The sequence below is a fragment of the Streptomyces sp. NPDC046261 genome (genome assembly GCF_040646235.1).
In the GTDB taxonomy this organism is placed as follows: domain Bacteria; phylum Actinomycetota; class Actinomycetes; order Streptomycetales; family Streptomycetaceae; genus Streptomyces.
The window spans coordinates 392,970-415,387 of the sequence record NZ_JBEYZU010000004.1; the positions used below are offsets into that span (position 1 = coordinate 392,970).

The 22,418-nt window shown below is 74.2% G+C and carries 19 protein-coding genes and 1 pseudogene; 9 read left to right on the top strand and 11 right to left on the bottom strand.

Annotation, left to right across the window (positions count from 1 at the left end; genetic code table 11):
* The first annotated feature begins 1 nt into the window (after position 1).
* The 5 genes from ABZ956_RS11135 (at position 2) to ABZ956_RS11155 (ending at position 4,514) form a co-directional block, all read left to right on the top strand.
* The gene (locus ABZ956_RS11135) at positions 2 to 607 is read left to right on the top strand and encodes a response regulator transcription factor (protein WP_361890516.1); all 606 of its coding nucleotides are present in this window, start codon (positions 2 to 4) and stop codon (positions 605 to 607) included.
* Between the two features lie 90 nt (positions 608 to 697).
* On the top strand, positions 698 to 1,342 hold the full coding sequence (locus tag ABZ956_RS11140; protein ID WP_361890315.1) for a class I SAM-dependent methyltransferase: 645 nt from the start codon (positions 698 to 700) through the stop codon (positions 1,340 to 1,342).
* 23 nt (positions 1,343 to 1,365) lie between these two features.
* Complete coding sequence (locus tag ABZ956_RS11145) at positions 1,366 to 2,322, top strand: N-acetylmuramoyl-L-alanine amidase (protein WP_361890318.1); 957 nt, start codon at positions 1,366 to 1,368, stop codon at positions 2,320 to 2,322.
* A 187-nt stretch (positions 2,323 to 2,509) separates the two neighbouring features.
* Positions 2,510 to 3,379 (top strand): hypothetical protein, encoded by an 870-nt coding sequence (locus ABZ956_RS11150; protein WP_361890321.1) that lies wholly within the window; start codon positions 2,510 to 2,512, stop codon positions 3,377 to 3,379.
* Positions 3,380 to 3,503: 124 nt separating this feature from the next.
* The gene (locus ABZ956_RS11155; protein ID WP_361890324.1) at positions 3,504 to 4,514 is read left to right on the top strand and encodes an LLM class F420-dependent oxidoreductase; all 1,011 of its coding nucleotides are present in this window, start codon (positions 3,504 to 3,506) and stop codon (positions 4,512 to 4,514) included.
* On the opposite strand, the gene ABZ956_RS11160 is transcribed toward ABZ956_RS11155, so the two are convergent.
* From ABZ956_RS11160 to ABZ956_RS11180, 5 genes are all read right to left on the bottom strand, one after another.
* A complete protein-coding gene (locus ABZ956_RS11160; protein WP_361890327.1) occupies positions 4,504 to 5,937 on the bottom strand; it encodes a M1 family metallopeptidase in 1,434 nt (477 codons plus the stop codon). The genes ABZ956_RS11155 and ABZ956_RS11160 overlap by 11 nt on opposite strands.
* Positions 5,937 to 6,728, bottom strand: coding sequence for a maleylpyruvate isomerase family mycothiol-dependent enzyme (locus ABZ956_RS11165; protein WP_361890330.1), 792 nt, complete (start codon positions 6,726 to 6,728; stop codon positions 5,937 to 5,939). Before ABZ956_RS11165 ends, ABZ956_RS11160 begins: the two co-directional genes overlap by 1 nt.
* Before the next feature lie 182 nt (positions 6,729 to 6,910).
* A complete protein-coding gene (locus tag ABZ956_RS11170) occupies positions 6,911 to 8,014 on the bottom strand; it encodes a prenyltransferase (RefSeq protein WP_361890333.1) in 1,104 nt (367 codons plus the stop codon).
* Positions 8,011 to 8,745, bottom strand: a complete 735-nt coding sequence (locus tag ABZ956_RS11175) for a class I SAM-dependent methyltransferase (protein WP_361890336.1) — start codon at positions 8,743 to 8,745, stop codon at positions 8,011 to 8,013. Before ABZ956_RS11175 ends, ABZ956_RS11170 begins: the two co-directional genes overlap by 4 nt.
* An 88-nt stretch (positions 8,746 to 8,833) precedes the next feature.
* Positions 8,834 to 10,228 carry a glycosyltransferase family 4 protein gene (locus ABZ956_RS11180; protein WP_361890338.1) on the bottom strand — a complete coding sequence of 465 codons (1,395 nt, stop codon included), beginning with the start codon at positions 10,226 to 10,228 and terminating at the stop codon, positions 8,834 to 8,836.
* A 226-nt stretch (positions 10,229 to 10,454) separates the two neighbouring features.
* Here ABZ956_RS11180 and ABZ956_RS11185 point away from each other — a divergent pair, with 226 nt between their 5' ends.
* Positions 10,455 to 11,102: a TetR family transcriptional regulator gene (locus ABZ956_RS11185; RefSeq protein WP_361890341.1), complete on the top strand. Its 648-nt coding sequence runs from the start codon at positions 10,455 to 10,457 to the stop codon at positions 11,100 to 11,102.
* Positions 11,103 to 11,415: 313 nt separating this feature from the next.
* A pseudogene (locus ABZ956_RS11190) lies at positions 11,416 to 11,802 on the top strand (response regulator transcription factor); the annotation flags it as partial.
* Here the strand turns inward: ABZ956_RS11190 and ABZ956_RS11195 are convergent.
* The 6 genes from ABZ956_RS11195 to ABZ956_RS11220 form a co-directional block, all read right to left on the bottom strand.
* Positions 11,728 to 13,653 carry an ABC transporter ATP-binding protein gene (locus tag ABZ956_RS11195; RefSeq protein WP_361890344.1) on the bottom strand — a complete coding sequence of 642 codons (1,926 nt, stop codon included), beginning with the start codon at positions 13,651 to 13,653 and terminating at the stop codon, positions 11,728 to 11,730. The pseudogene ABZ956_RS11190 and the gene ABZ956_RS11195 overlap by 75 nt on opposite strands.
* On the bottom strand, positions 13,650 to 15,383 hold the full coding sequence (locus ABZ956_RS11200) for an ABC transporter ATP-binding protein (RefSeq protein ID WP_361890347.1): 1,734 nt from the start codon (positions 15,381 to 15,383) through the stop codon (positions 13,650 to 13,652). The genes ABZ956_RS11195 and ABZ956_RS11200 overlap by 4 nt, the downstream gene beginning before the upstream one ends.
* 118 nt (positions 15,384 to 15,501) lie before the next feature.
* Complete coding sequence (locus tag ABZ956_RS11205) at positions 15,502 to 15,621, bottom strand: SapB/AmfS family lanthipeptide (protein ID WP_361890350.1); 120 nt, start codon at positions 15,619 to 15,621, stop codon at positions 15,502 to 15,504.
* Between the two features lie 43 nt (positions 15,622 to 15,664).
* Positions 15,665 to 18,337 carry a class III lanthionine synthetase LanKC gene (lanKC, locus tag ABZ956_RS11210; protein WP_361890352.1) on the bottom strand — a complete coding sequence of 891 codons (2,673 nt, stop codon included), beginning with the start codon at positions 18,335 to 18,337 and terminating at the stop codon, positions 15,665 to 15,667.
* A gap of 129 nt (positions 18,338 to 18,466) precedes the next feature.
* Positions 18,467 to 18,646 (bottom strand): ferredoxin, encoded by a 180-nt coding sequence (locus ABZ956_RS11215; protein WP_361890519.1) that lies wholly within the window; start codon positions 18,644 to 18,646, stop codon positions 18,467 to 18,469.
* Between the two features lie 56 nt (positions 18,647 to 18,702).
* Positions 18,703 to 20,187 carry an aldehyde dehydrogenase gene (locus ABZ956_RS11220; protein ID WP_361890354.1) on the bottom strand — a complete coding sequence of 495 codons (1,485 nt, stop codon included), beginning with the start codon at positions 20,185 to 20,187 and terminating at the stop codon, positions 18,703 to 18,705.
* Between the two features lie 244 nt (positions 20,188 to 20,431).
* Between ABZ956_RS11220 and ABZ956_RS11225 the strand changes: the two genes are divergently transcribed.
* Together ABZ956_RS11225 and ABZ956_RS11230 are read left to right on the top strand one after the other, a co-directional pair.
* Positions 20,432 to 21,706, top strand: coding sequence for a prenyltransferase/squalene oxidase repeat-containing protein (locus tag ABZ956_RS11225; RefSeq protein ID WP_361890357.1), 1,275 nt, complete (start codon positions 20,432 to 20,434; stop codon positions 21,704 to 21,706).
* Positions 21,703 to 22,401 (top strand): SCO2322 family protein, encoded by a 699-nt coding sequence (locus ABZ956_RS11230; protein WP_361890360.1) that lies wholly within the window; start codon positions 21,703 to 21,705, stop codon positions 22,399 to 22,401. The genes ABZ956_RS11225 and ABZ956_RS11230 overlap by 4 nt, the downstream gene beginning before the upstream one ends.
* Positions 22,402 to 22,418 lie beyond the last annotated feature (17 nt).

Consider the following 22,418-nt stretch of genomic DNA (forward strand, 5'->3'; position numbering starts at 1 on the left):
GCTGATCAAGGTACTGCTGGCGGAGGACCAGGGGATGATGCGGGGCGCGCTGGCGCTGCTGCTCGGTCTGGAGGAGGACATCGAGATCGTCGCCCAGGTCGGCAACGGCGACGACATCCTCCCCCAAGCCCTGGCCACGGGCCCCGACGTGGCCCTGCTGGACATCGAACTGCCGGGCCGCAGTGGCCTCGACGCCGCCGCCGACCTGCGCTCCCGCCTGCCCGGGTGCAAGGTGCTGATCCTGACCACGTTCGGCCGCCCCGGCTATCTGCGCCGTGCCATGGAGGCCGGCGCGTCCGGCTTCCTGGTCAAGGACGGCCCGGTCGAGGACCTCGCGGCCGCCATCCGCCGGGTGCTGGCCGGCGACCGCGTCATCGACCCGGCGCTGGCCGCCGCCGCTCTGAGCGCCGGCCCGAACCCCCTCACCCAGCGCGAGCGCGACGTCCTCAGCGCCGCCGTCGACGGCGCCACGGTCGCCGACATCGCCGCCCGGGTCCACCTCTCCCCCGCGACCGTCCGCAACTACCTCTCGGCGGCCATCGGCAAGACCCAGACCCGCAACCGCATGGAGGCGGTGCGGGCGGCCCGTCAGAACGGCTGGCTGTAAGGGGGCGGCCCCCGCCCCCGGCCGCCGCCGCGCCGTGCGGCAGCATGGGCGGCGTACGCGCCCCCACGCAGCCGGAGGATCAGGACAGCCATGGCTCCCACGCCCGAGATACTCGCCGCCTTCGAGACGGCGAAGGGATTCATGCCGGTGGACGAGGGGCTCGCCCTCTACGCGGCGGCCGAGGAGGCCGGGCGGCTGGGGCTGCCGCTGGTGGAGGTGGGGACCTACTGCGGGCGTTCGACGATCCTGCTCGCCGGGGCGGCCCGCGCGGCGGGAGGCGTGGTGGTGACCGTCGACCACCACCGCGGCAGCGAGGAGCAGCAGCCCGGGTGGGAGTACCACGACGCGTCCCTGGTGGACGACGCGCCGGGCGTGGGGCGGATGGACACACTGCCGACGTTCCGGCGGACGCTGTACCGGGCCGGGCTCGAGGAGCACGTCGTCGCCGTGGTCGGGCGCTCGCCGCAGGTGGCACGGGTGTGGGGCCGGCCCGTGGGGCTGGTCTTCATCGACGGCGGGCACACCGACGAGCACGCGAGCGCCGATTACGAGGGCTGGGCCCCGCACGTGGCGCCCGGCGGACTGCTCGTCATCCATGACGTCTTCCCCGATCCGGCCGACGGCGGACAGGCCCCGTACCGCGTGTACCGCAGGGCTGTGGAGTCGGGAGCGTTCACCGAGGTCTCTGTGACGCGGTCGCTGCGCGTACTGCGGCGTACGGGTCTCGGAATCTGAGCGGCGGCGCTAGCATCGCCCGCGTGTCCAACGGCAGCGGTTCCCAGATGACCCCGCGTCTCGTCGCCGGGGCGGCAGTGCTGTTCCTGGCGGCCGGGCTGGCGGGCTGTTCCGACGGCTCCGGCGGCGAGGGCGCCGGCGAGAGGTCCGCGGCCGCCGCGTCGTCCCCGGCCACGGCCCGCCCGGCGCCGCGGCCCCAGCCCTCGCGGCCGGCGGAGCCCACGGCACCCGCAGCGCCCTCGGCCGCTTCGCCCTCCGGGCCGGCGGAGCCGACACCGGCCGCGGCGCCCCAGGGCGCCGCCGACGGCCCCCTCAAGGGCAAGGTCGTCGTGGTCGACCCGGGCCACAACACCCGCAACGCCCAGCACACCGCCGAGATCAACCGTCAGGTCGACATCGGCACGGGCCGCAAGGAGTGCGACACCACCGGCACCGAGACCAACTCCGGTTACTCCGAGGCCGCCTTCACCCTGGACGTGGCGCACCGGCTTCGCGCGGTCCTGCAGGAGCAGGGCGCCAAGGTCGTGCTGACCCACGACGGGGACCGGCCGTACGGGCCGTGCGTGCCCGAGCGGGCCGAGATCGGCAACGCGGCGCACGGTGACGCCGCGGTGTCCATCCACGCGGACGGCGCGGGCGCCGGGGACCGGGGCTTCCATGTGATCCTGCCCGCATCCGTGCGCGGCGGACGGGCGGACACCTCGGCCATCGTCGGGCCGTCGAAGGAACTGGGGGCGCGCATCGCGGGGAACTTCGTCCGCACCACCGGCAGTGCCCCGTCGAATTACATCGGCAAGGGCACGGGACTCGACACGCGCGGGGATCTCGGCGGGCTCAATCTGTCGACGATTCCCAAGGTTTTCATCGAATGCGGCAATATGCGCGACGCGCAGGACGCGGCCCTGCTCACCGACGCGGCATGGCGCCAGAAGGCGGCGCAGGGAATCGCGGACGGCATCAGGGACTTCTTGCGCGGGTAAGTACCGCGGGTAAGTACCGGCAGGCCACGGCCGTGTCACGAGGGTGATACGAAGGGGACGCCCGGGACGTCCAGGAGATAGGTTCCCCGTACGATGGGTGGCCGCCACCCCCGCGCCCCCGCATCTCGCGTACCGGCGACAGCGACGATTACTGACAGCCCCGACAAGCACTGACAAAGGATTTTAGGTGAACATCCGCTCCCTCACTCGAGGCGACGGCGTGGTGATCGGAGCAGCGGTGTTGCTGTTCATCGCCTCGTTCCTCAGCTTCCGCTCGTACGACTGCGGGTCGGCGATCAACTGCCCCAAGGAGCCGATCGGCTGGAAGCCTGAACTCTTCCCCGTACTGCCGTCGATCTTCCTCGCCGGAATCATCGCCGCCGCGCTGGTCGTCGTCGCCCGTTTCCAGCCCGAGGGCCGCAAGGTCATCGGCCTGGGCCTCGACCAGTGGGGCATGGCGCTCGCCGTGTTCGCCGCGTGGTCCTCGCTGTGGACGATCTTCGGTGGTCCGGACGTGGACCAGATCTCGCCCGGCGTCGGCCAGATCCTCGCGCTGATCGCGAACCTGGTGCTCGCCGCCGTCGCCCTGCTCACGCCGCGCACCCCGGCGCTCAAGGCCCCGCTGATGGGCGCCCCGCGTCCGGCCGCCGCGCAGCCGTACGGCGTCGCCCCCAACCAGGGCTACGGCTACCCCGGCCCGGGCGGCATGCAGCCGGGCGCCGGCGCGCCCTACGGTGCGCAGGCCCCGCAGCCGTACGGTGCCCAGCCGGACCCGGCGCAGGCCCAGCCCCACCAGGGCGGCGCCGCGGCCGCTCCGCAGCCCGCCGCCGCGGGTCAGCCGGCCCCGGCCGCCGGTGGCGACTTCGCCCCGTTCTGGTTCGCGGTGCCGGTCAACCGCCCGCTGTTCGCGGAGGACGGCTCCCCCAGCCAGATCGCCGAGCTCGCGCCCGGCACCTGGTACCTCGCGGTCGACCAGCGCGGTCCGGCGCTCGTCGCGCAGACGCAGGACGGCCGCCGTGGCCTCCTGCAGGACACCACGGGCATCCAGCGCGGCTGAGCCCCGCACCTCCCGTCAGGCGGCCCGCCGGGTTCTTCCCGGCGGGCCGCCGTCTTGTCGCCCCGCGCCCGGCGGGCCTACCCTCGCCTACCTGACGCTTCGTCAGATGGATGAGGGAGGCTCCATGCGGCTCGGTCTCGCCCTCGGCTACTGGGGCCGCCGGCCCGGCGCGCGCGACCTCGCGCTCACCCGGGAGGCCGAACGGCTCGGCTACCACTCCGTGTGGACCTCCGAGTCCTGGGGCTCGGACGCCTTCACCCCGCTGGCCTGGATCGCCGCGCACACCAGCCGCATCCGGCTCGGCACCGCCGTCGCCCAGATGGCGGCCCGCTCGCCCACCGCCACGGCCATGCACGCGCTGACCCTCGACCACCTCTCCGGCGGCCGCGTCCTGCTCGGGCTGGGGCTGTCGGGACCTCAGGTCGTGGAGGGGTGGTACGGACGCCCGTTCCCCCAAAGCCCGCTGACGGCGACCCGGGAGTACGTGGACCTGGTCCGGCAGGTGCTGCGGCGGGAGGCCCCCGTGGCCCTCGACGGGCGCTTCCACCCGCTCCCCTACACCGGCCCCGGCGCCACCGGACTGGGCAAGCCGCTCAAGTCCATCACCCACCCCCTGCGCCCGGGCCTGCCCGTCCTGCTCGGCGCCGAGGGGCCCCGCAACGTCGCCCAGACCACCCGCATCGCCGACGGCTGGCTCCCCCTGTACTGGTCGCCCGCGCGCGCCGGCCTGTACGCCGCCGCCCTCGACGGCGTCCCCGAGGGCTTCATGGTCGCCCCGATGGCCCAGGCACGCCTGTGCGAGGACCTCACCGAGGGGCTGCGGCCGGTGAAGACGATGCTGGCCCTCTACATCGGCGGCATGGGCCACGCCGCCCGCAACTTCCACGCCGACCTCATGGCACGCATGGGCTACGAGGAGGAGGCCCGCCACATCCAGCGGCTGTTCCTGGCCGGGCGGCGGGAGGAGGCCGTCGCGGCGGTGCCCGACGCCTTCGCCGACGAGATCTCCCTGGTCGGCCCCCGCGAGCGGATCGCCGAACGCCTGGAGCTGTGGCGCGCGGGCCCGGTCACCGACCTCCTGGTCACCGCGCCGGACCCCGCGACCCTGCGCCTCCTCGCGGAGCTCAACGCCTGACGGCGGGCTTGCCCTCGCCGTACAGCCAGACGTCGAAGACGTCACCGACGTCCTCCGCGTCCTCGCAGAACTCCACGAACTGCTCCGTGGAGACGTTCTGATGGCGGTACCGCGCCGTCCAGTTCCGTACCAGGGCGAAGAAGGCTCGGTCGCCGACCTTCTCGCGGAGCTTGTGCAGCACCATGGCGCCCCGGCCGTACACGGGCAGGCCGGAGACCGTCTCCGCCTCGGGCTCGGACGGCGGGAAGTCCCAGATGCTCTCCCCGTCCTCGCCCTTGCTCTCCGGATCCTTGCCGTCGTAGTAGTCGTCGAAGATCTGCCGCACGGACCGCCCGCCCCGCTTCTCCTCCCACATCCACTCGGCGTACTGCGCGAACCCCTCGCTCAGCCACATGTCCGACCATTCGCGGGGCGTGAGGGAGTTGCCGAACCACTGGTGGGCCAGCTCGTGCACCACGAGCTTGTCGGTGGGAGCGCCGTGGAAGTACGGCTTGGGCTGCGTCTCCAGTTCGTAGCCGATGTACGGATTGCGGTCGACGACCGCGCCCGTCGACGAGAAGGGGTACGGGCCGAACAGGCCGCTCTGCCACTGAAGGACCTCGGGGATCAGCTTGGCCACCTTCGCCGCCGACCCCGTCTCCGCCGGGTGCGCGGCGACGTACACGGGCAGGCCGTCCGGTGTCCGGGAGGTCGTCACCCGGAACTCGCCCACCGCGACGCTGGCCACATGGCTGGCCACCGGCTCGCCGCTGTGCCAGGTGAAGGTGGTGCGCCGGGCGTCCCCCGTGCCCGTGTCCCGCGTGCCCTTCAGCTCGCCGTTGGCGACGGCCGTGAAGCCCTTCGGCACGGTCACCGCGATGTCGTAGGCGGCCTTGTCGGAGGGGTGGTGGTTGCCGGGGAACCAGGCCATCGAGCCCGTGGGCTGCCCCAGGCCCACCGCCCCGTGGTCCGTCTCGACCCAGCCCTCCGTGGAGCCGTCCGCGTCCTTGACCGCCCGCGGCCGCCCGTCATAGACGACCGTCGTCTCGAACGTGCGGTGCTTGGCGAGGGGCTTGTCCGGCTCGACGGTCAGCTCGGCGCCCTTGCGCGTCCAGCGGGCCGGCTCGCCGTTCACGCGGACGCCGCGGACGGTCAGGCCCGTGAGGTCGAGGTTGAAGGCGCTCAGGCGCTGGGTGGCCCGGGCGGTGATGACGGCGGTGGCGCGGAGACGGTTGCCCTCCGGCTCGTAGTCGAGGGTCAGGCCGTAGTGGCCGACGTCGTAGCCGCCGTTGCCCAGGCGGGGGAAGAGCTCGTCGTGCGCGCCCGCCGCCCCGGGCCTGCCGCCGGCCTCACCGCCCCCGCCGCATCCGGCGCCGAGCGCGGCGACGAGCAGCAGGGCGGCGGCCGACCGCGCGCGGCGGGGCAGCGGGCGTCCGGTGAGCATCAGAAGCTGGCCCGCTCCAGCCAGAAGTCGAGGACCCCGCGGTCCCCGAGGACCTCGACCCCGCCGCCGTCCACGGGCGAGCGCCGGTAGAACACCCGCAGGACGTCGGTCAACGGACCGCGCAACGCGACGGCCGCCTTCTCATGGGCGCGGCGCCAGGTGACCGGCGCCCCGGTGGCGTCTATGAACCACTCGGCGTTCAGCTCCGCGGTGCAGTCCGTGGCGTGCAGGTGCAGGGTGCGGCCCGGGCCGGTGAGCTCCCCCAGCTCCGGCTTGTACGCGACGGCCTGCGGGGATGTGACGATCTCCAGCCACTCGTCGAGGCAGTCGGCGGCGACGGCCGCATCGAGGGTGTACTCGGCGCCGACGGCCGCGAAGACGTCGGCGCGGTGCATCACGGTCTCGTGCGTCATGCGGCGGACCCAGAAGCTGGCGTTCTGCTCCGCCCCGAAGCTCCACACCTCCGCCTCCGGGCCCGCCTCACGCAGGGTCTCCACCAGCTGCCGCGCGCCCTCCTCCAGGTGGGCGTCGAGCGAGTCCGCGTCGAACTTCTCGGCCCCGGCCGTACCGCCCGTGTCGTCGGTGGGGATCGTGAACTCCTTGACCCGCTCGCGCACCATCTCCTCGACGCCGCGGTGGGCGCTGGCGACGTGCAGCGCGAGCTGGGCGAGGGTCCAGTCGGGGCAGGTCGGCGTCTTGGCGGTGAGGTCGCCGCGGCGGAGGGCGTCGCGCAGGAGATCGGTCTGGGTGAGGATCTCTTCGCAGTAACGGTCATAAGAAAGGCGAGTCATGACGCCACTTTAGGTTGACCGACGGGTGCCGTTCGAGAGATTTTGCCCCGCCCCGCCCCTTCCCGAACCGGGGCTCCGCCCCGGACCCCGGTCCTCAATCGCCGGACGGGCTGATTTTCAGCCCGTCCGGCGATTGAGGACAAGAAACGGTGACAGGGCGGGGCAGGGGCACGATCCACCGCCTAGCGCTGACCGCCGCACGAACAGTCGGGCTCCAGCCCAGCGGGCAGGCGTTCGCCGCCGAAGACCGCCGTCGTGGCCTCGTCGCCGCCCAGCGCCGCCGTGGCCAGCAGCAGCGAGCCCGCCGTCCAGGTGGTGAGCTCTTCCGGCCAGACCGCCTCGTCCTCGAAGACGTAGCCGGTCCAGTACATGCCGTTCTCGGCACGCAGGTGCTGGATCCACTGGAGGATCTCCACCGCGCGGTCGGACTCGCCCATCACCCACAGCGCCAGGGCCAGCTCGCAGCTCTCGCCGCCCGTCACCCAGGGGTTGGGCAGGACGCAGCGCACCCCGAGGCCGGGCACGACGAAGTCGTCCCAGCGGCTTTCGACGCGCTCCTTGGCGGCCGCGCCGGTGACGGCGCCGCCGAGGACGGGGTAGTACCAGTCCATGGAGTAGCGGCTCTTGTCCAGGAACCGCTCGGGGTGGTGGCGGATGGCGTGGGCCAGCTGCCCCACGGCCAGCTCCCAGTCGGGCTGGGGCTCCTCGCGGTGCTCGGCGATGGCCAGGGCGCAGCGCAGCGCCTGGTGGATGGAGGAGCAGCCGGTGAGGAGGGCGTCGGCGACGTCCTCGCCGCCGTCCTCGGGTGCCTCGCGCTTCCAGCCGATCTGGCCGCCGGGCTGCTGGAGTTGGAGGACGAACTCCACGGCGGCGAAGACGGTCGGCCACATGCGGTCGAGGAAGGCGTCGTCGCCGGTGGAGAGGTAGTGGTGCCAGACGCCGACGGCGACGTAGGCGACGAAGTTGGTCTCGCGGGCGCGGTCGGTGGGCTCGTCGGCGGCGCCGTCGGCGTAGGCGGCGTACCAGGAGCCGTCCGGGTTCTGGTGGTCGGCGAGCCAGCGGTAGGCGGCCGCGGCGCGGACGTGCTCGCCGGCGGCGTCCAGGGCCATGGCGGCCTCGACGTGGTCCCACGGGTCGAGGTGGTGGCCGCGGAACCACGGTATGGCGCCGTCGGGGCGCTGGGCTGCGGCGATGCCCGCCACGGTGCGCTCGGCCTGTTCGGCGGTGAGGACGCCGGGCAGGACGAGGCGTTCGGTCCGGCCGGGGCCCCGGCTGAAAGCGGTCACTCGGCGGCGCCCACGGGCAGGTGCGGCTTGGTCGCGTAGGCCACGAAGCTCTTGCCGATGACCGGGTTGAGGAGCTGCTCGGCGATCCGCGTGGCCTTGGGCTTCTTCATGATGTCCCAGACGAGCAGCTTGTGGTACGCGCGGACCGGCAGCGCCTTGTCGTTGTCGACCCCGAAGGCGCATTTGAGCCACCAGTAGGGGCTGTGCAGGCCGTGGGCGTGGTGGGTCCCGTAGGGCTTGAGACCGGCCTCCTCCATCTTGCGGAGCAGTTCGTCGCCCCGGTAGATGCGGATGTGGCCGCCCTCGACCTCGTGGTACGCGTCGCTGAGCGCCCAGCAGACCTTCTCCGGGCCGTAGCGGGGGACGGTGACGGCTATGCGGCCGCCGGGCCTGAGGACGCGCACCATCTCGGCGAGGACGCCCTTGTCGTCGGGGATGTGCTCCATGACCTCGGAGATGATGACGACGTCGAAGCTGTCGTCGGGGAACGGCAGCGCGAGCGCGTCGCCCTCCATGGCGGTGGCGGTGGCCCCTTCGGGGGCCTCGCCGGCCTCCTTCATGGCGGCGAACCACTTGGCGACCTCGCGGATCTCCTCGCCGTTGCGGTCGAGGGCGACGACCTGGGCGCCGCGCCGGTAGCACTCGAAGGCGTGCCGGCCCGCGCCGCACCCCAGATCGAGGACGCGGTCGCCTGCGGCGAGCGGGAAGCGGGAGAAATCGACGGTCAGCACGTTTTTGCTTTCGTCCGACGGGACAGGGTGGTGGCGCTCGGGGACAGGGGACGGCGGGAGGGCGGGGCGGGGTGTGCCGGGGCGGCCACTACGCGCCGCCGGCCCGGCGGGCGGCGCCCGCGCGGGCGATCGCCCTGCGGTAGTGCTCGGCGGTGCCGATGGCAGCCTGGCGCCAGGTGAACCTGGCGAGCACGCGCTCGCGGCCGGCGGCGCCGAGGCGGCGGCGCAGGTCCTGGTCGCCGAGGAGGCGGCCGAGGGCGGCGGCCAGCGCTCCCGCGTCGCCCGGCGGGACGGCGAGGCAGGTCTCGCCGTCGGGGCCGGCGACCTCGGGGATGGCGCCGCCGGTGGTGGCGACCAGCGGGGTGCCCGTGGCCATGGCCTCGGCGGCGGGCAGGGAGAAGCCCTCGTACAGGGAGGGGACGCAGGCGATCTGGGCCGAGCGGACCAGGTCGACGAGTTCGCGGTCGGTGATGCCCTTGACGAACTCGACGGCGCCTTCGAGCCCGTGCCGCCGGATGGCGGTGGCGACGGGACCGTTCTCGGCGCGCTTGCCGACGACGACGAGGTGGGCGCCGGGGTGGTCCGTACGGACCTGTGCCAGCGCCTCGACGAGGTGGACGAGGCCCTTGAGGGGGACGTCGGCGCTGGAGGTGGTGACGATGCGGCCGGGTATCTCGGCGACGGCGGGGTCGGGCGAGAACAGGCCGGTGTCGGCGCCGATGTGGACGACGTGGATTCGGCCGGGATCCACCCCCAGGTGGTCGACGATCTCCTGCCGGGAGGACCCGGAGACGGTGAGCACGGACGGCAGCCGCCGGGCGACGCGCTTCTGCATGCGCGTGAACCCGTACCAGCGGCGCACGGAGGCGCGGCGCTTCCAGTCCGGTGCGGCGTCCAGCTCCAGCTGCCGGTCGACGGTGATGGGGTGGTGGATGGTGGTGACCAGGGGGGCGCCGAGGACGCCGGGGCCGCCGAGGAGGCCGTAGCCGAGGGTCTGGTTGTCGTGGACGACGTCGAACCTGCCACGGTGGGCGGCGAGATGGCGGCGGGCGCGCAGCGAGAACGTCAGCGGCTCGGGGAAGCCCCCGGTCCACATCGTGCCGACCTCCAGCGCGTCGATCCAGTCGCGGTACTCGTCGCGCCCCGGGGTGCGGAAGGGGTCGGGCTGGCGGTAGAGGTCGAGGCTGGGCAGCTCGGTGAGCGTCACGCGGCCGGGGGCGGGGCTCGCCTGCGGGCCGGCCGGGGCGTCGTCGGTGTCGAGCACGGGGTACGGCTGGGCGCCGATGACCTCGACGGTGTGGCCGAGGCGGGCGAGTTCGCGGGAGAGGTGGCGTACGTAGACGCCCTGACCGCCACAGAAGGGGTTGCCCTTGTAGGTGAGCAGTGCGATGCGCAGCGGCCGTTCGCCGTCCCCGCCGCCGCTCCTGTCCCGGAGGCTGCTGCGGTCTCGCGTGAGCGATGCCTCCGTGGCCTCAGCGGTCACTCCGGCCTCCTTCTCGCTGGCTGTTCCGCCGGAGCGTAACGGGTCGCGCTAATCTAGAACAAGTTTCAGACTGGGTCGTCCAGAGGCTTGAATCTACCGGCATGTCAGAGGGCCGAAAGAGCCGTGCCGGGTGATTCGCGCCACGGCCCGACCCCTGCCATGCTGTGCCGTCCGGGCCGTACAGGCGCCGCTGGATGGATTGCCACGGAATGGGACATACGGACATATGACGACGGAACCCAGGTCGGCCATGGCATCTGTCGCACCCATGACGAGTGCCGCTCCCTTGACGGCACGTCAGGAGGCGCGGCGCCGCCGGATCCTGCACGCCACGGCCCACCTCGCGAGCCGCGGCGGCTTCGACGCCGTACAGATGAGAGAGGTGGCCGAGTCCTCGGGCGTCGCGCTCGGCACGCTCTACCGCTACTTCCCCTCGAAGGTCCACCTCCTGGTCGCCACCATGCAGGACCAGCTGGAGCACCTGCACGAGACGCTGCGCAAGCGCCCGCCCACGGACGAGAACCCGGCGGCCCGCGTCTCCCAGACGCTGATGCGGGCCTTCCGCGCGATGCAGCGCGAGCCGCACCTGGCCGACGCGATGGTGCGCGCCCTCACCTTCGCCGACCGCTCGGTGAGCGCCGAGGTCGACACGGTCTCCCGGCTGACCACCGCGATCATCCTGGACGCCATGCGCCCGGCGGGCCCGCCCACCCCCGAGCAGCTGTCGGCCGTGCGCGTCATCGAGCACACCTGGCACTCCGCGCTGATCACCTGGCTGTCGGGGCGGGCGTCCATCGCCCAGGTGAAGATCGACATCGAGACGGTCTGCGGGCTCATCGGCCGGCCGCCGGTGGCGGTGGCGGGCCCTCGGTAGGCGCAAGCCCTCCGCAGCCGAGGCGGGTCCCGGCAGCCGCCCGCGTCCTTGCGCCCCCGGCGGACGGGGTAACCGCACCCCTGACAGTGGGTCGCGCCGGTATGAATTTATCGACGTACCCGAGGTGGCTTGCTACATGGAGCGGGGAGAACCGTACGTGACCCGAGTTCTGCTGATACACGACACCTATCTGCTGCGCATGGCTCTGGCGGTACTGATCGGCAGAGAGCCGGACCTCGAGGTGTCCTCGGCATCCTGGCCCGGAGCCGTCGCCATGTCCCGGGCGCTGCGCCCCGATGTCTGCGTGGTGGACATGGACAGCCCCCAGGCGGGCGGGGAGTGCGGTATCGGGGAGTTGGGGCAGGTCAGAGAAGGAGGTGCAGGGGGTGAAGGAGGCTGTTGCGGCGCGCTGTTGGCGCTGGCGACCGCCGGGCGGCCCGGCCCGCTGCGCCGGGCCTATGAGGTGGGGGCCTTGGGCTACTTGAGCAAAAACGCTTCTCCGGACCGGCTCGTCGAGGGCATACGGCATGTGGCGAAGGGAGAGCGTTATATCGACGAGTCGCTCGGCTTCGGCTTTCTGCAGGCCGCCGAGATCCCGCTGACGCGGCGGGAGTTAAGCGTGCTGTCACTCGCGGCCGAGGGCGCTTCCGTCGGCGAGATCGCCCGGAGCCTGCACCTGTCCAACGGGACGGTGCGCAATTACATGGCCGCCATCACCCGCAAGACCGGGGCCCGCAACCGCGTCGACGCGATCCGCATCTCGCAGGGGGCGGGGTGGGTGTGACGGGGCGGGCGGTGGGGGACCCGCCGGTCGTGCTTTGGCCGACGCGGACGCCTCGCCCATGAGGTCCCGGTAGAGCTCCGAGCGGACGGACAGGTCCCGGTGCGTGCCGGCGAGCGTACCGGGCCCGTCCATGACCAGGACGCGATCCGCGCGGCGGGCCGAGCCCGCGCGGTGCGCGATGACCACGAGGGTGCCGCCGGGCCGCGCCGCGAAGGCGCGCTCGGCGCGCGCCTCGGCGGCCGGGTCCAGATGGCAGGCCGCCTCGTCGAGCAGCGCCACGGGGGCGGGTGAGAGGTACGCGCGGACCAGTGCGATCAGCTGTCGCTCACCCGCCGACAGCTCGCCCGGCACCACGGGGGCGGCCAGGTCGCCGCCCAGCCGCCGTACGAGGCCGTCGGCGCCGATCGCGTCGACGGCGGCCATGACCTCGTGCTCGGTGACGGGATCGGCGCGCAGGTAGCGGAAGTTGTCGCCGAGGGTGCCGGAGAAGACGTACGCCTCCTGCGGGATCAGCACCCGGCGCGCGGGCGCGCCCTCGGCGCGGGCCGCCACGCCGCCCACGCTCACCTCGCCGGCCGACGGCACCAGCAGCCCCGCGATCAGTCCGGCCAGCGTCGACTTCCCCACGCCGCTCGGCCCGACGACCGCCAGGTGCGTGCCGGGCGCAAGGGTGAGGTCCAGCTCCCGTACGACGGGCTCGGCGTGTTCGCCGTACCCGAAGGTGACGCCGCGCAGCTCCACGGCGGGCGCGGAGGGGGCGCGCCCTTCCGGGAGCGGGAGCGGGGGCGGTGGTGGCGGCCCGGCGGGGGGTTCGGTCAGGCGGCGTACGACCACGGCCAGCCGGGCGCCGCTCGCGCCCAGCCCGTGGATGAGGCCCTGCAGGGCGGGGAGCAGGGTCTGCGTCAGATAGGCGAGGGCGCCGACGAGCGCGCCCGCGGAGACGCCGTGGTCGAGCAGCCACGGCGCGGCCACCAGGAGCGGGACGACGGGGAGGCGGCCGGCGACGGCGAGTGCCCCGACGCGGACGACCGACCAGCGGGCGAGGGCGCTCGCGGCGCGCGGCTCGGCGTCGACGAGGGCGCCCGTATCGGCGCGCACCCGCCGCTCGGCGCCGCCCGCGGAGATGTCGCGCAGGCCGGCGCAGACCTCGCCCAGCGACTGGGCGACGGCCTCGTCGGCGGCCAGGAAGGCTTCCTGGCGGCGGGCCATGGGGCGCAGCGTCGCCAGGAACAGCGCCAGGCCCAGCACGAGGGGCGGTACGACGACCGCCAGCAGCACGGGGGCCAGCAGGAAGAGCCCCAGCAGGGCCCCGGCGGCGGTGAAGACGAAGGAGCGCGCCACCATGACGAGGCCGGCGAACGCGTCGCGGGCGATCTCCACTTGGTGGGTGAGCCGGGACACGGCGGCGCCGTCCCCGTCGCTCAGCGCCCGCACGACCACGCGCCGCACGAGGGCGTCGCGGAACGGCTCCACGAGCGCGGCCACTCCCCCGTACGTCCGCCCGGTCCCGTAGGCGCCGACGACCACGGCGACGGCGGCGACGGCCAGCCAGCCGAGCCCCGTGCCCGGGCGCCCCGCCAGGAACCCGGCGTCCAGCGCCCGGGCGAGCGCGTACCCGGTGGCGAACGCCTGCACCGCCTCGACGGCCGACCACCCCACGAGCCCCGCCAGCACGCGCCGCCGCCGCAGCACGAAGGCGACCCCGTGCCGGAAGCCGGCGGGCCCGCCGAGGGGAGGTTCGCGGCGCAGCGGGGTCCCCGGGGTCATCCTTCGAACACCGCCCGGTACTGCGGCAGGTGCCAGAGCTCCTCGTGGGGGCCCACCGCGCGGATGCGGCCGCCGTCGAGCCAGGCCACGTGGTCGGCGCGGGCCGCCGTGGAGGGGCGGTGGGCGACGATGAGGCGGGTGGGGGCGGTGACGTCGTTCATCAGGGAGCGGGTGACCTTGTGTTCGGTGACCGAGTCCAGGCTCGAGGTGGCGTCGTCGAGGATGAGCAGCCGTCCCGCGTGGGCGAAGGCGCGGGCGAGGCCCAGGCGTTGGGTCTCGCCGCCGGAGAGCGGGGCGGCGGCGAGGGGGGTGTCGTAGCCGTCGGGCAGGCGGCGGACGAAGTCGTCGGCGCAGGCGGCGCGCGCCGCGGCGGTCAGGGCGCCGGGGGCGGGGGTGAAGGCGCCGAAGGCGACGGTGCCGCCGATCGTGCCGCCGAGCAGGGCGGGGCGTTCGAAGGCGTAGCCCACCTCGCGGCGCAGCTCCTCGTGGGTCAGTTCGCGCAGGTCGACGCCGTCGAGCGTGACCTCGCCGGCGTCCGGGTCGGCGAGGCGCCCGGCGACGGCGGCCAGGACGGACTTGCCGGTGCCGGAGCGGCCCACGAGGGCCACGGTGGTGCCGCCCGGCACGGTCAGGTCCACGTCGTGCAGGAGCTGCCGCTCGCCCCGCGCCACGCGGACGCCGCGCAGTCGCAGCGTGCCCTCGCCGGGCGGCAGCCGTCGCGTGCCGTACGGGGTCGGGGTCAGGGCGTGGACCTCCGCGAGGCGCCGTACGGCGGTGCGGCCGTGCACGAGGGCGTTGAGGTGCCCGACCAGTGTGCCGATGCCGGCCGCGAGCACGGCGTAGCGGGAGGCGGCCAGCAGGTCGCCGACGCTGAGCCTGCCGCGGGACAGTTCGAGGCCGGCGACGGCGAGGACGGCGATCTGGAGCAGCGGTACGAGCGTGGCGGCCTGCGAGGTGGCGCGGCCCTGCACCTTCCACATGCGGTGGCCGTGGCGCGCGAGGGCGGCCAGCGGCGCGAGGACGCGGGCCCGTTCGCGGCCGGCGGTGCCGGCCGCGGCGATGGTGCGGGCGCCGCCCAGGGCCTCGACCAGGCGCCCGGCGAGCTCGCCCTGGAGCCGCTGGTAGCCGGTGAGGCTGTCGGCGGAGGCGCGGGTGAAGGAGCGCAGCAGCAGGGCGAGTACGGGGGCCCCGGCGAGGAAGACCGCGGCGAGCCAGGGGTCGATCAGGGCGAGGGCGGCGATGCCGCCGAGGGGTCCGGCGACGGCGGCGACGGTCCCCGCGAGGGAACCGGGGACGGTACCGGCGTGGGCGGCGTTGCCGACGAGGCGGGTGACGAGGTCGCCCTGGGGGATGCGGGCGGTGGCCCGCGGGCCCGCCGCGAGGACGTCCCGCAGCGCGCGGTGGCGCAGCCAGGCCGTGGTGCGCGCGGCGGTGGTGGCGGTGAGCAGCTCGTCGCAGGCGTCCAGCACGACGGGGACGCAGACGAGGCCCGCGCACAGCAGGACCCACCGGCTCGCGTCACCGCCGCGGCGGGCGAGCAGCAGGTCGAGGGTGTGGCCGAGGACGGCCGGCAGCAGCAGGGCGGCGGCGGTGCTCGCGGTGGCGACGAGGGCGAGGGCGACGGCACGGGCGGCGCTGTGCCGGACGGCACCGGACATGACCCCGCGACTGCCGGGGGCGGTGTGGGCGGCGTCCGGGCTCGGCTCGCGGGGCGGGGCCGTAACTGCCATGGGTGATGGACCTCGTGGGTCGGGGCCTCGTACCGGCTGGTGTGCGGTCGGCGGGCGGCCGAACCGGTGGGCCCCCCTCGGGGAGGGCCCACCAGGAGCGGTCACCCGCGAGGGTGGATCACAGGCACAGCGCGGTGCTGGCCGTGCTCCAGCACAGGAGCAGGCTGACGTTGCTGCCGCCGCCACCGCCGTGGGACAGCTCGTCGGACTCCATGTTCTGCAGGTCGAGAAGCGCCATGGTTCTTCCTTTCATGGGGACGGATGGTGTGGTGATGGTTGGGTCACGGCTCCACCACGCGGTGGAACCGGCTCTGGGGCGCCCGCAAGGGCGGCAGGAAGGGCAGCTGCGCGGGCGGTCGTGCCGGGCTGTCGCCGCCGAGGGCGGCGTCGAGCGCGAGCAGGCAGCCTGCCGTTCCGGTGGCGAGGTCCATGGACAGCCGCATCATCTGGTGTCCGGGGAAGGCGAGTTGCCCTTGGTAGGACATGGCGTGCCAGGACAGGGCGGCGATCTGGTCGGCCGTCCACTCCCCGGTGGCCTCCGCGGCGGTGGTGCGGCTGAGGTGCCAGATCATTCCGGCGCGGCCCTGGAAGAGGCCGGGCTGGGCGTAGAACCGGGACCGGGCGGCGAGGAGGATGGCCTGGCGCGCCTCGGTGAGGTCCTCGTCGCCGGCGTCGCCGGAGCGGTGGGTGAGGTAGTCGTCCAGCACCGCGCCGATGCCGACGCTGCCGTCGCCGAGGTACGGCATGGTGCGCCAGCCCTCGTCGACGTCGAGGGAGCCGGCCGGTGTGCGCACGCAGCGCTCGAGGTCCGCGCGCAGGGCCGTGCCGGCCAGGTCGAGGAGGTCGGGCGCGCCGGTGCGTTCGTAGAGCCTGAGGAAGAGCAGGGCGGGGCCGGTGGCTCCGTGCATCAGCCCGGCGCGCCGCTGGGCGGCGGGGGCGGCGCGGTCGGCCGCGAGCCGGTCGGCGAGCACCTGGGCGGCTTCGACGGCCCGTTCGTGCAGGGTGCGGTCGCCGGTGGCGGTGGCGAGGTGGTCGAGGACCAGGCCGACGCCGGCCAGGCCGCCGTGCAGGCCGGTGGCCAGGCGCTGCCACTTCTCCGCGAGCAGCGAGCCGGTGATGTCGAGGGCGCGCCGGGTGTGGCCGAGGCGGTGGAGGCCGTAGGCGATGCCCGCCAGTCCGTCGTAGAGGCCGAGGGGGGTGCCGGGCGGCACCGGGTCGGTGTGCTCCAGCAGCCACTTCTCGCCCTCTTCGTAGGGCTCGGCGCCGGTTTCGGCGAGGGCGTAGAGCACCCCGGCCGCGCCGTGTGCCAGGCCCAGCCCGCCTCCGTCGGTGAACTGGGCGATGTCGCCCGGGAAGAGCCGGTCGTCGCGTTCGGGCGTGGCGGAGGCGAGCAGGGCCCGGATCATGGAGTCGCGGCTGTGCGGCCAGTCGCCGGGCTCGGGCACGCCTCCGGGGAGGCGGCGGGGACGGCTGCCGGCCGCCGTGGCGGACGCGGGCCCGGGGCCCGTGCCGCGCGTGATCTCGGCGACGGCCTCGTCGAGGAAGTCGCCGGGCACGGGGAAGTACTCGGCGATGAAGCCGGCCAGGTGCGCGGCCTTGGCCCGGTCGATGGCCAGGAGTGTGGTGACGGGCAGGAACAGGGCGAGCCGCAGGCAGGCCAGCGCGTACCGGTCGACGTCGGTGCCGGTGCGGTCGGGCGGGGCGACGAAGCCCGGGTGGGCGACGATCTGCCGGCCGTGCTCGGAGGCGGGGGCGGCGGCCTCGAAGTCGATGAGGGTGACGGACTGTTCGTCCGGCGCGACCATGATGTTGAACAGGTGCAGGTCGTTGAAGACCACTCCCCTGGCGTGCACCGCCTCGACCGCTTCCTCGACGGCCCGGTGGATACGCAGGGCCCACGTGGTGTAGCCGGCGAGCGCGCCGGGGTCGGGGTCGGCGGTGAGCAGTGGGTGGCGCTCGGCGAAGAAGGAGTTCAGGGGGCGGCCCTCGACGAAGTCCATGACGAGGAAGCGGTGGTCGCCGACGCTGAACCAGTCGCGGACGCCGGGGGCGACGCCGAGGCCGGTGAGCTTCTCCAGGGCGTCCTTCTCCCGCTCCAGGCGGGCGATGGCGTCGGCGCCGTCGGCCGCCAGCCCGGCGTGCGGCCGGCCTTCCTTGAGGACGACCGCGCTGCCGTCCCGGGTGTCGGTGCCGCGGTAGACGCCGCCGCCGTTGGAGAAGTGCAGGGCCTTTTCGATGCGGTAGGGCAGTTCGCCGACGGTGGTGGCGTTGCGGGCGGCCAGGTGGGGCTCGAGGAAGGCGGGCAGGGTCACCCACGCGGGGGTCTGGAAGGCGGGGTTGCGCAGGTCCGGGACGAGGGTGCCGCTGGGGTCCTCGACGGCGGGGACGAGCGCGCCCCGGGCGTCGGTGCAGTAGCGGCGGGCGAAGGCGCCGTAGCGGACGTAGAGCGGGCCTTCGTGCCAGCGCAGGTCGGTGAGGATGTACGGGCCGGGGCCGCCGGCGAGGATCTCGTGCAGCTCGGTGAGGACGGTGTGCAGGCTGTCCTCGTCGGCCGGGTAGATGGTGACGAACTTTCCGCTGCCGTCGCGGGCGGCGTACTTGCTGTTGCGCAGGTGCAGTTGGTGCGGCGCGGGGACGAACTTGAACGGCACCGACCGCGGCACGCAGTAGTCCCACACGGCGGCGGCGGTCCGGTCCGCGGTCCGCGCGGTGGCGGACACATGGATCTTCCAGCCCTGCGGCGGCTGTCCGGGGCGGGGGCGGCCGGTGGCGTCCACGGGTGTGAGGCTGAGCCAGTCCCCGCTGCGGGAGCTCTTCCAGCCCTCGGGGACGGGGCGGCGCGCCGTCTCGAACAGGGCGCCGGCGCCGCTGTCCCCGGCCGGGGCGGACAGCCGCTCGGGGATCTCGTAGAAGTGCCTGTCTGCCAGGCAGTAGACCTCGTACCGCTTCTCCATCGGACCCCCCTCGGCGGCGACGGGAAGAGATTTCCACGCCGCGGGGGGCCGGGACAGTCACATGTGTCATGAACAGTCCGTGCGGAACGCATGAGTAAACAAATGTACGGACCTGTTGTTCGATGGACGTTACTCCTCCGGTGGGAACACCGCCTCGCCCGTTTCGGCCACGTGGAGGGCCACGGCCTCGGTGGGACAGTTCTCGGCCGCCTCCAGCACGGTCGGCGAGGGCTCGGTCTCCGCCGCCACCGGGTGCGCGCGGCGGGCCGCGTCGAGCCGGAAGGCGCCGGGCGCGGTGCCCGCGCACATGCCCGAGCCGACGCACACGCTCCGGTCGACCGTCACCCGCCAGCGCGGCGCCCCGCTCACCGGCCGGCCTCCGGCTGCCGCTGGTGTCCGGCGGGCAGGTGGATCGTCTTCTGCTCCAGGTACTCGGCGTAGCCCTCCGGCCCGCCTTCCCGTCCCAGGCCCGAGTCCTTGTAGCCGCCGAACGGTCCGAACATGTCGAGGCTGAAGGTGTTCACGCAGTACGTGCCCGTGCGCACCCGGCGGGCGATGTCGATGCCGCGCTCGACGTCGGCCGTCCAGACGCTGCCGGAGAGCCCGTAGTCGGAGTCGTCGGCGATGCGGACCGCCTCGTCCTCGTCCTCGTACGGCAGGAGGCAGACGACGGGGCCGAAGATCTCCTCGCGGGCGATCCGCATGGTGTTGGCGACGTCGCCGAACAGCGTCGGCTCGACGTACCAGCCCCTCTCCCGCCCGGCTGGCCGGCCGCCGCCCGCCAGGACCTTGGCCCCCTCGCGCTGCCCGAGCGCGATGTAGGCCAGCGAGCGCTCGCGCTGGCGGCGCGCGACGAGCGGGCCGACCTGGGTGGCGGGGTCGAGCGGGTCGCCGACGACCAGCGCGGAGGCGGCGGTGGCCAGGCGTTCGGCGAGCTCGTCGTAGTGCGAGCGCGGGGCGAGGACGCGGGTCTGGGCCACGCACGCCTGGCCGTTGTTCATCCAGGCGCTGGGGACGATGCCGGCGACGGCGGCGTCGAGGTCCGCGTCCGGCAGGACGATGGCGGCGGACTTGCCGCCCAGTTCGAGGGTGACCCGGGTGAGGTTGCGGGCGGCGACCTCCATGACGCGCCGGCCGGCGGCGACGGAGCCGGTGAAGGAGACCTTGTCGAGCCCGGGGTGGCCGACCAGGTACTCGCTGACCTCGCGGTCGGCGGGGAGGATCGAGAGCACCCCTTCCGGGAGGCCCGCGGCGGTGACGACTTCGGCGAGGACATAGGAGTCCAGGGGCGTCTCCGGTGAGGGCTTGAGCACCACCGAGCAGCCGGCCAGCAGCGCGGGCGCCAGCTTCGCGGCCGCGACGAACTGGGGCACGTTCCAGGGGACGACGGCCGCCACGACGCCGACCGGCTCGCGCCGCACGAGCAGGGGGCCGAGGACGCCGGCCCGCCGCTCCTCGTGCGGGAAGCCGCGCGCGACGGCGATGGCGGAGTCCCACACCATCACGGCGCCCAGGGCCTGGGCCATGACGCTCCAGGAGTACGGGGAGCCGTTCTGGGCGGAGATCAGCCGGGCGATCTCCTCGTACCGGGCGGCGATGCCGTCCTTGATGCGGGTGACGACCTCGATCCGCTCCGCCAGGGGCAGCCCGGCCCAGACCTCCGACTCGAAGGACGCGCGGGCGGCGGCCACCGCCCGGTCGACGTCCGCGCGCGAGGCGTGCGGGACGCGCCCGATGACGGTCTCGGTGTGGGGCGAGACGACCTCGATGACGTCCCCGCGGGGGCCGGCGGCGGGCTCGGCCTGCCTGCCGCCGATGAAAAGGTGTCCGTACTCGACGAGCTCGCTCATCGCGGTGGCCTCCCGCCCGGTTCTGACGCTGCATCAGAAACACTCCGGATTCCGTTGTAGTGGGTGAGCGCGGGCACCGGAAGGCGAGCGGCGCGCAGGGATGGTCATGCGCATGACCGCATGCTGGGGTGTGCGGGCACGTACGTGGCGGTATGAGCCGCCGGAAATGGGCCGGATAAAGTGTTCAGCCCCCGCCAAAGCGACCCTCGGCACCCGCCGGGAACCCACCGAGAGGCACCACTCCATGGCCCCCTCCTTCGCCGTTCACGCGCGCCGCGGCGCCGCCGCCCTGGCCACCGCCGCCGTCCTGGGCGTGGCCGTGGCCCCCGCCGCCCTCGCCGACGGCTCGCCGTCCCCGGCGGCCACGGGGCTGTACGGCACGGGCGACCCGAAGTTCGACGGTGTGTTCCGGCAGTCCCTCGCCTTCCTCGCGCAGGACGCCATGGGCGTGCGCCCGGCGGACTCCGCCGTGGACTGGCTCGCCGGGCAGCAGTGCGCGGACGGCGGCTTCCCCGGCTACCGGGCCGACACGACCAAGGCGTGCGACCCGAAGAAGGACGAGTTCACCGACGCGACCGCCGCCGCCGTGCAGGCCCTGGCGGCCGTCGGCGGCCGTGACGAAGCCGTGAAGAAGGGCCTCGACTGGCTCAAGGCCCACCAGACCGCCCTGGGCGGCTGGGGCTACCAGGCCGGCAGCCCCACCGACGCCAACTCCACCTCCATCGCCATCGGCGCGTTCGCGGCGGCCGGCCAGGACCCGGCGAAGGCGGCCGTCAAGAACGGCAAAAACCCCGTCGAGACGCTGCTGACCTTCCAGATCGGCTGCGGGGCGAAGGAGGGCGAGCGCGGTGCCTTCGCCTACCTCGCGGACCAGAACGCCCTGCGCGCCGACAACCTCGCCAGCGCCGCCGCCGGGCTCGCCACGCGCGGCAAGGGCTACCAGGTCGAGCCGCTGAAGAAGGGCTCGGACCGGCCCGTCGAGCCGCTGGACTGCTCCTCCGACACCAACAAGCGGCCCAAGGACGCCGCGGCCGCCGCCGAAGCCGTGGACGGCTACCTCTCCGCGACGCTGGACAAGAACGGCGGCCACCTCCTGCCCTCCATGCCCGGCGCCCCGGCCAAGCCCGACCACGGCACCACCGCCGACGCCGCCCTCGCCCTCGCCGCGGGCGGCCACCGCGAGGCCGCCGAGAAGCCCCTGACGTGGCTGCGTTCCAAGGAGAGCGGCACCGCCGAGTGGGCCAAGGGCAACCCCGGCAGGCTCGCCAAGCTCATCCTGGCCACGCACGCCGCCGGCGGCGACCCGCGCGACTTCGCCGGCACCGACCTGGTGGCCGCGCTGAACGGGACGGGCCCGAAGCCGGAGGCCACCGGCGCCGCCCAGGAGAAGAAGGACGAGAAGAAAAAGAAGGACGGCGACGACGGCGTCGGCATCTGGTGGTTCGTCGCCATCTTCTTCGTCGCGAGCGTCGGCGTCGGCTTCCTGCTCAGCGGCCGCCAGAAGAAGACCGAGCTGTGACCCGTAGGCCCCTCACCGGCACGCGCGCCCTGGGTGCCGTCCTGCTCGCCGGCCTGCTGGCCGTGCTGGGCGCGGCGCCCGCGCACGCGGACGGCTACCGCTACTGGTCGTTCTGGCAGCAGGCCGCCGGCTCCGGCCAGGACTGGGCGTACGCCACGCAGGGCCCGGCCACGCTGCGGCCCGGCGACGGCAAGGTCGTCGGCTTCCGCTTCGCGGTGAGCAAGGACTCCGCCGAGGCCGCGAAGCCGCGCACGGCGGCCGACTTCGGCGCGGTGTGCGACCGTACGCCCGCCAAGGAGGGCGCCAAGCGCGTCGCCGTCGTCCTCGACTTCGGCACGCCGGCCGACGCCCCGGGCGGCGAGAACCCGCCCGCGGCCCGTACCGCCTGTGCCCAGGTCGCCCCCGACGCGAGCGCCGCCGAGGCGCTGGCGGCGGTGGCGAAGCCGCTGCGTTACAACTCCGACGCCCTGCTGTGCGCCATCGCGGGGTACCCGAGGACCGGGTGCGGGGAGAAGGTCGACGGCGGGGCCGGTACCCCCGCGCAGACGAAGGAGGGGCAGGACGGGCAGGACGGCAAGAAGGCGGGCGACGAGGGCGACGGCGGCCCGTCCGCCGGCCTGATCGGCGGCATCGCGATCGTGGCCGCGCTCGGCGCCGCGGCGGTGTGGCAGACACGGCGACGCCGGCGCGGATGAGCCGCGCGAGCGGGACG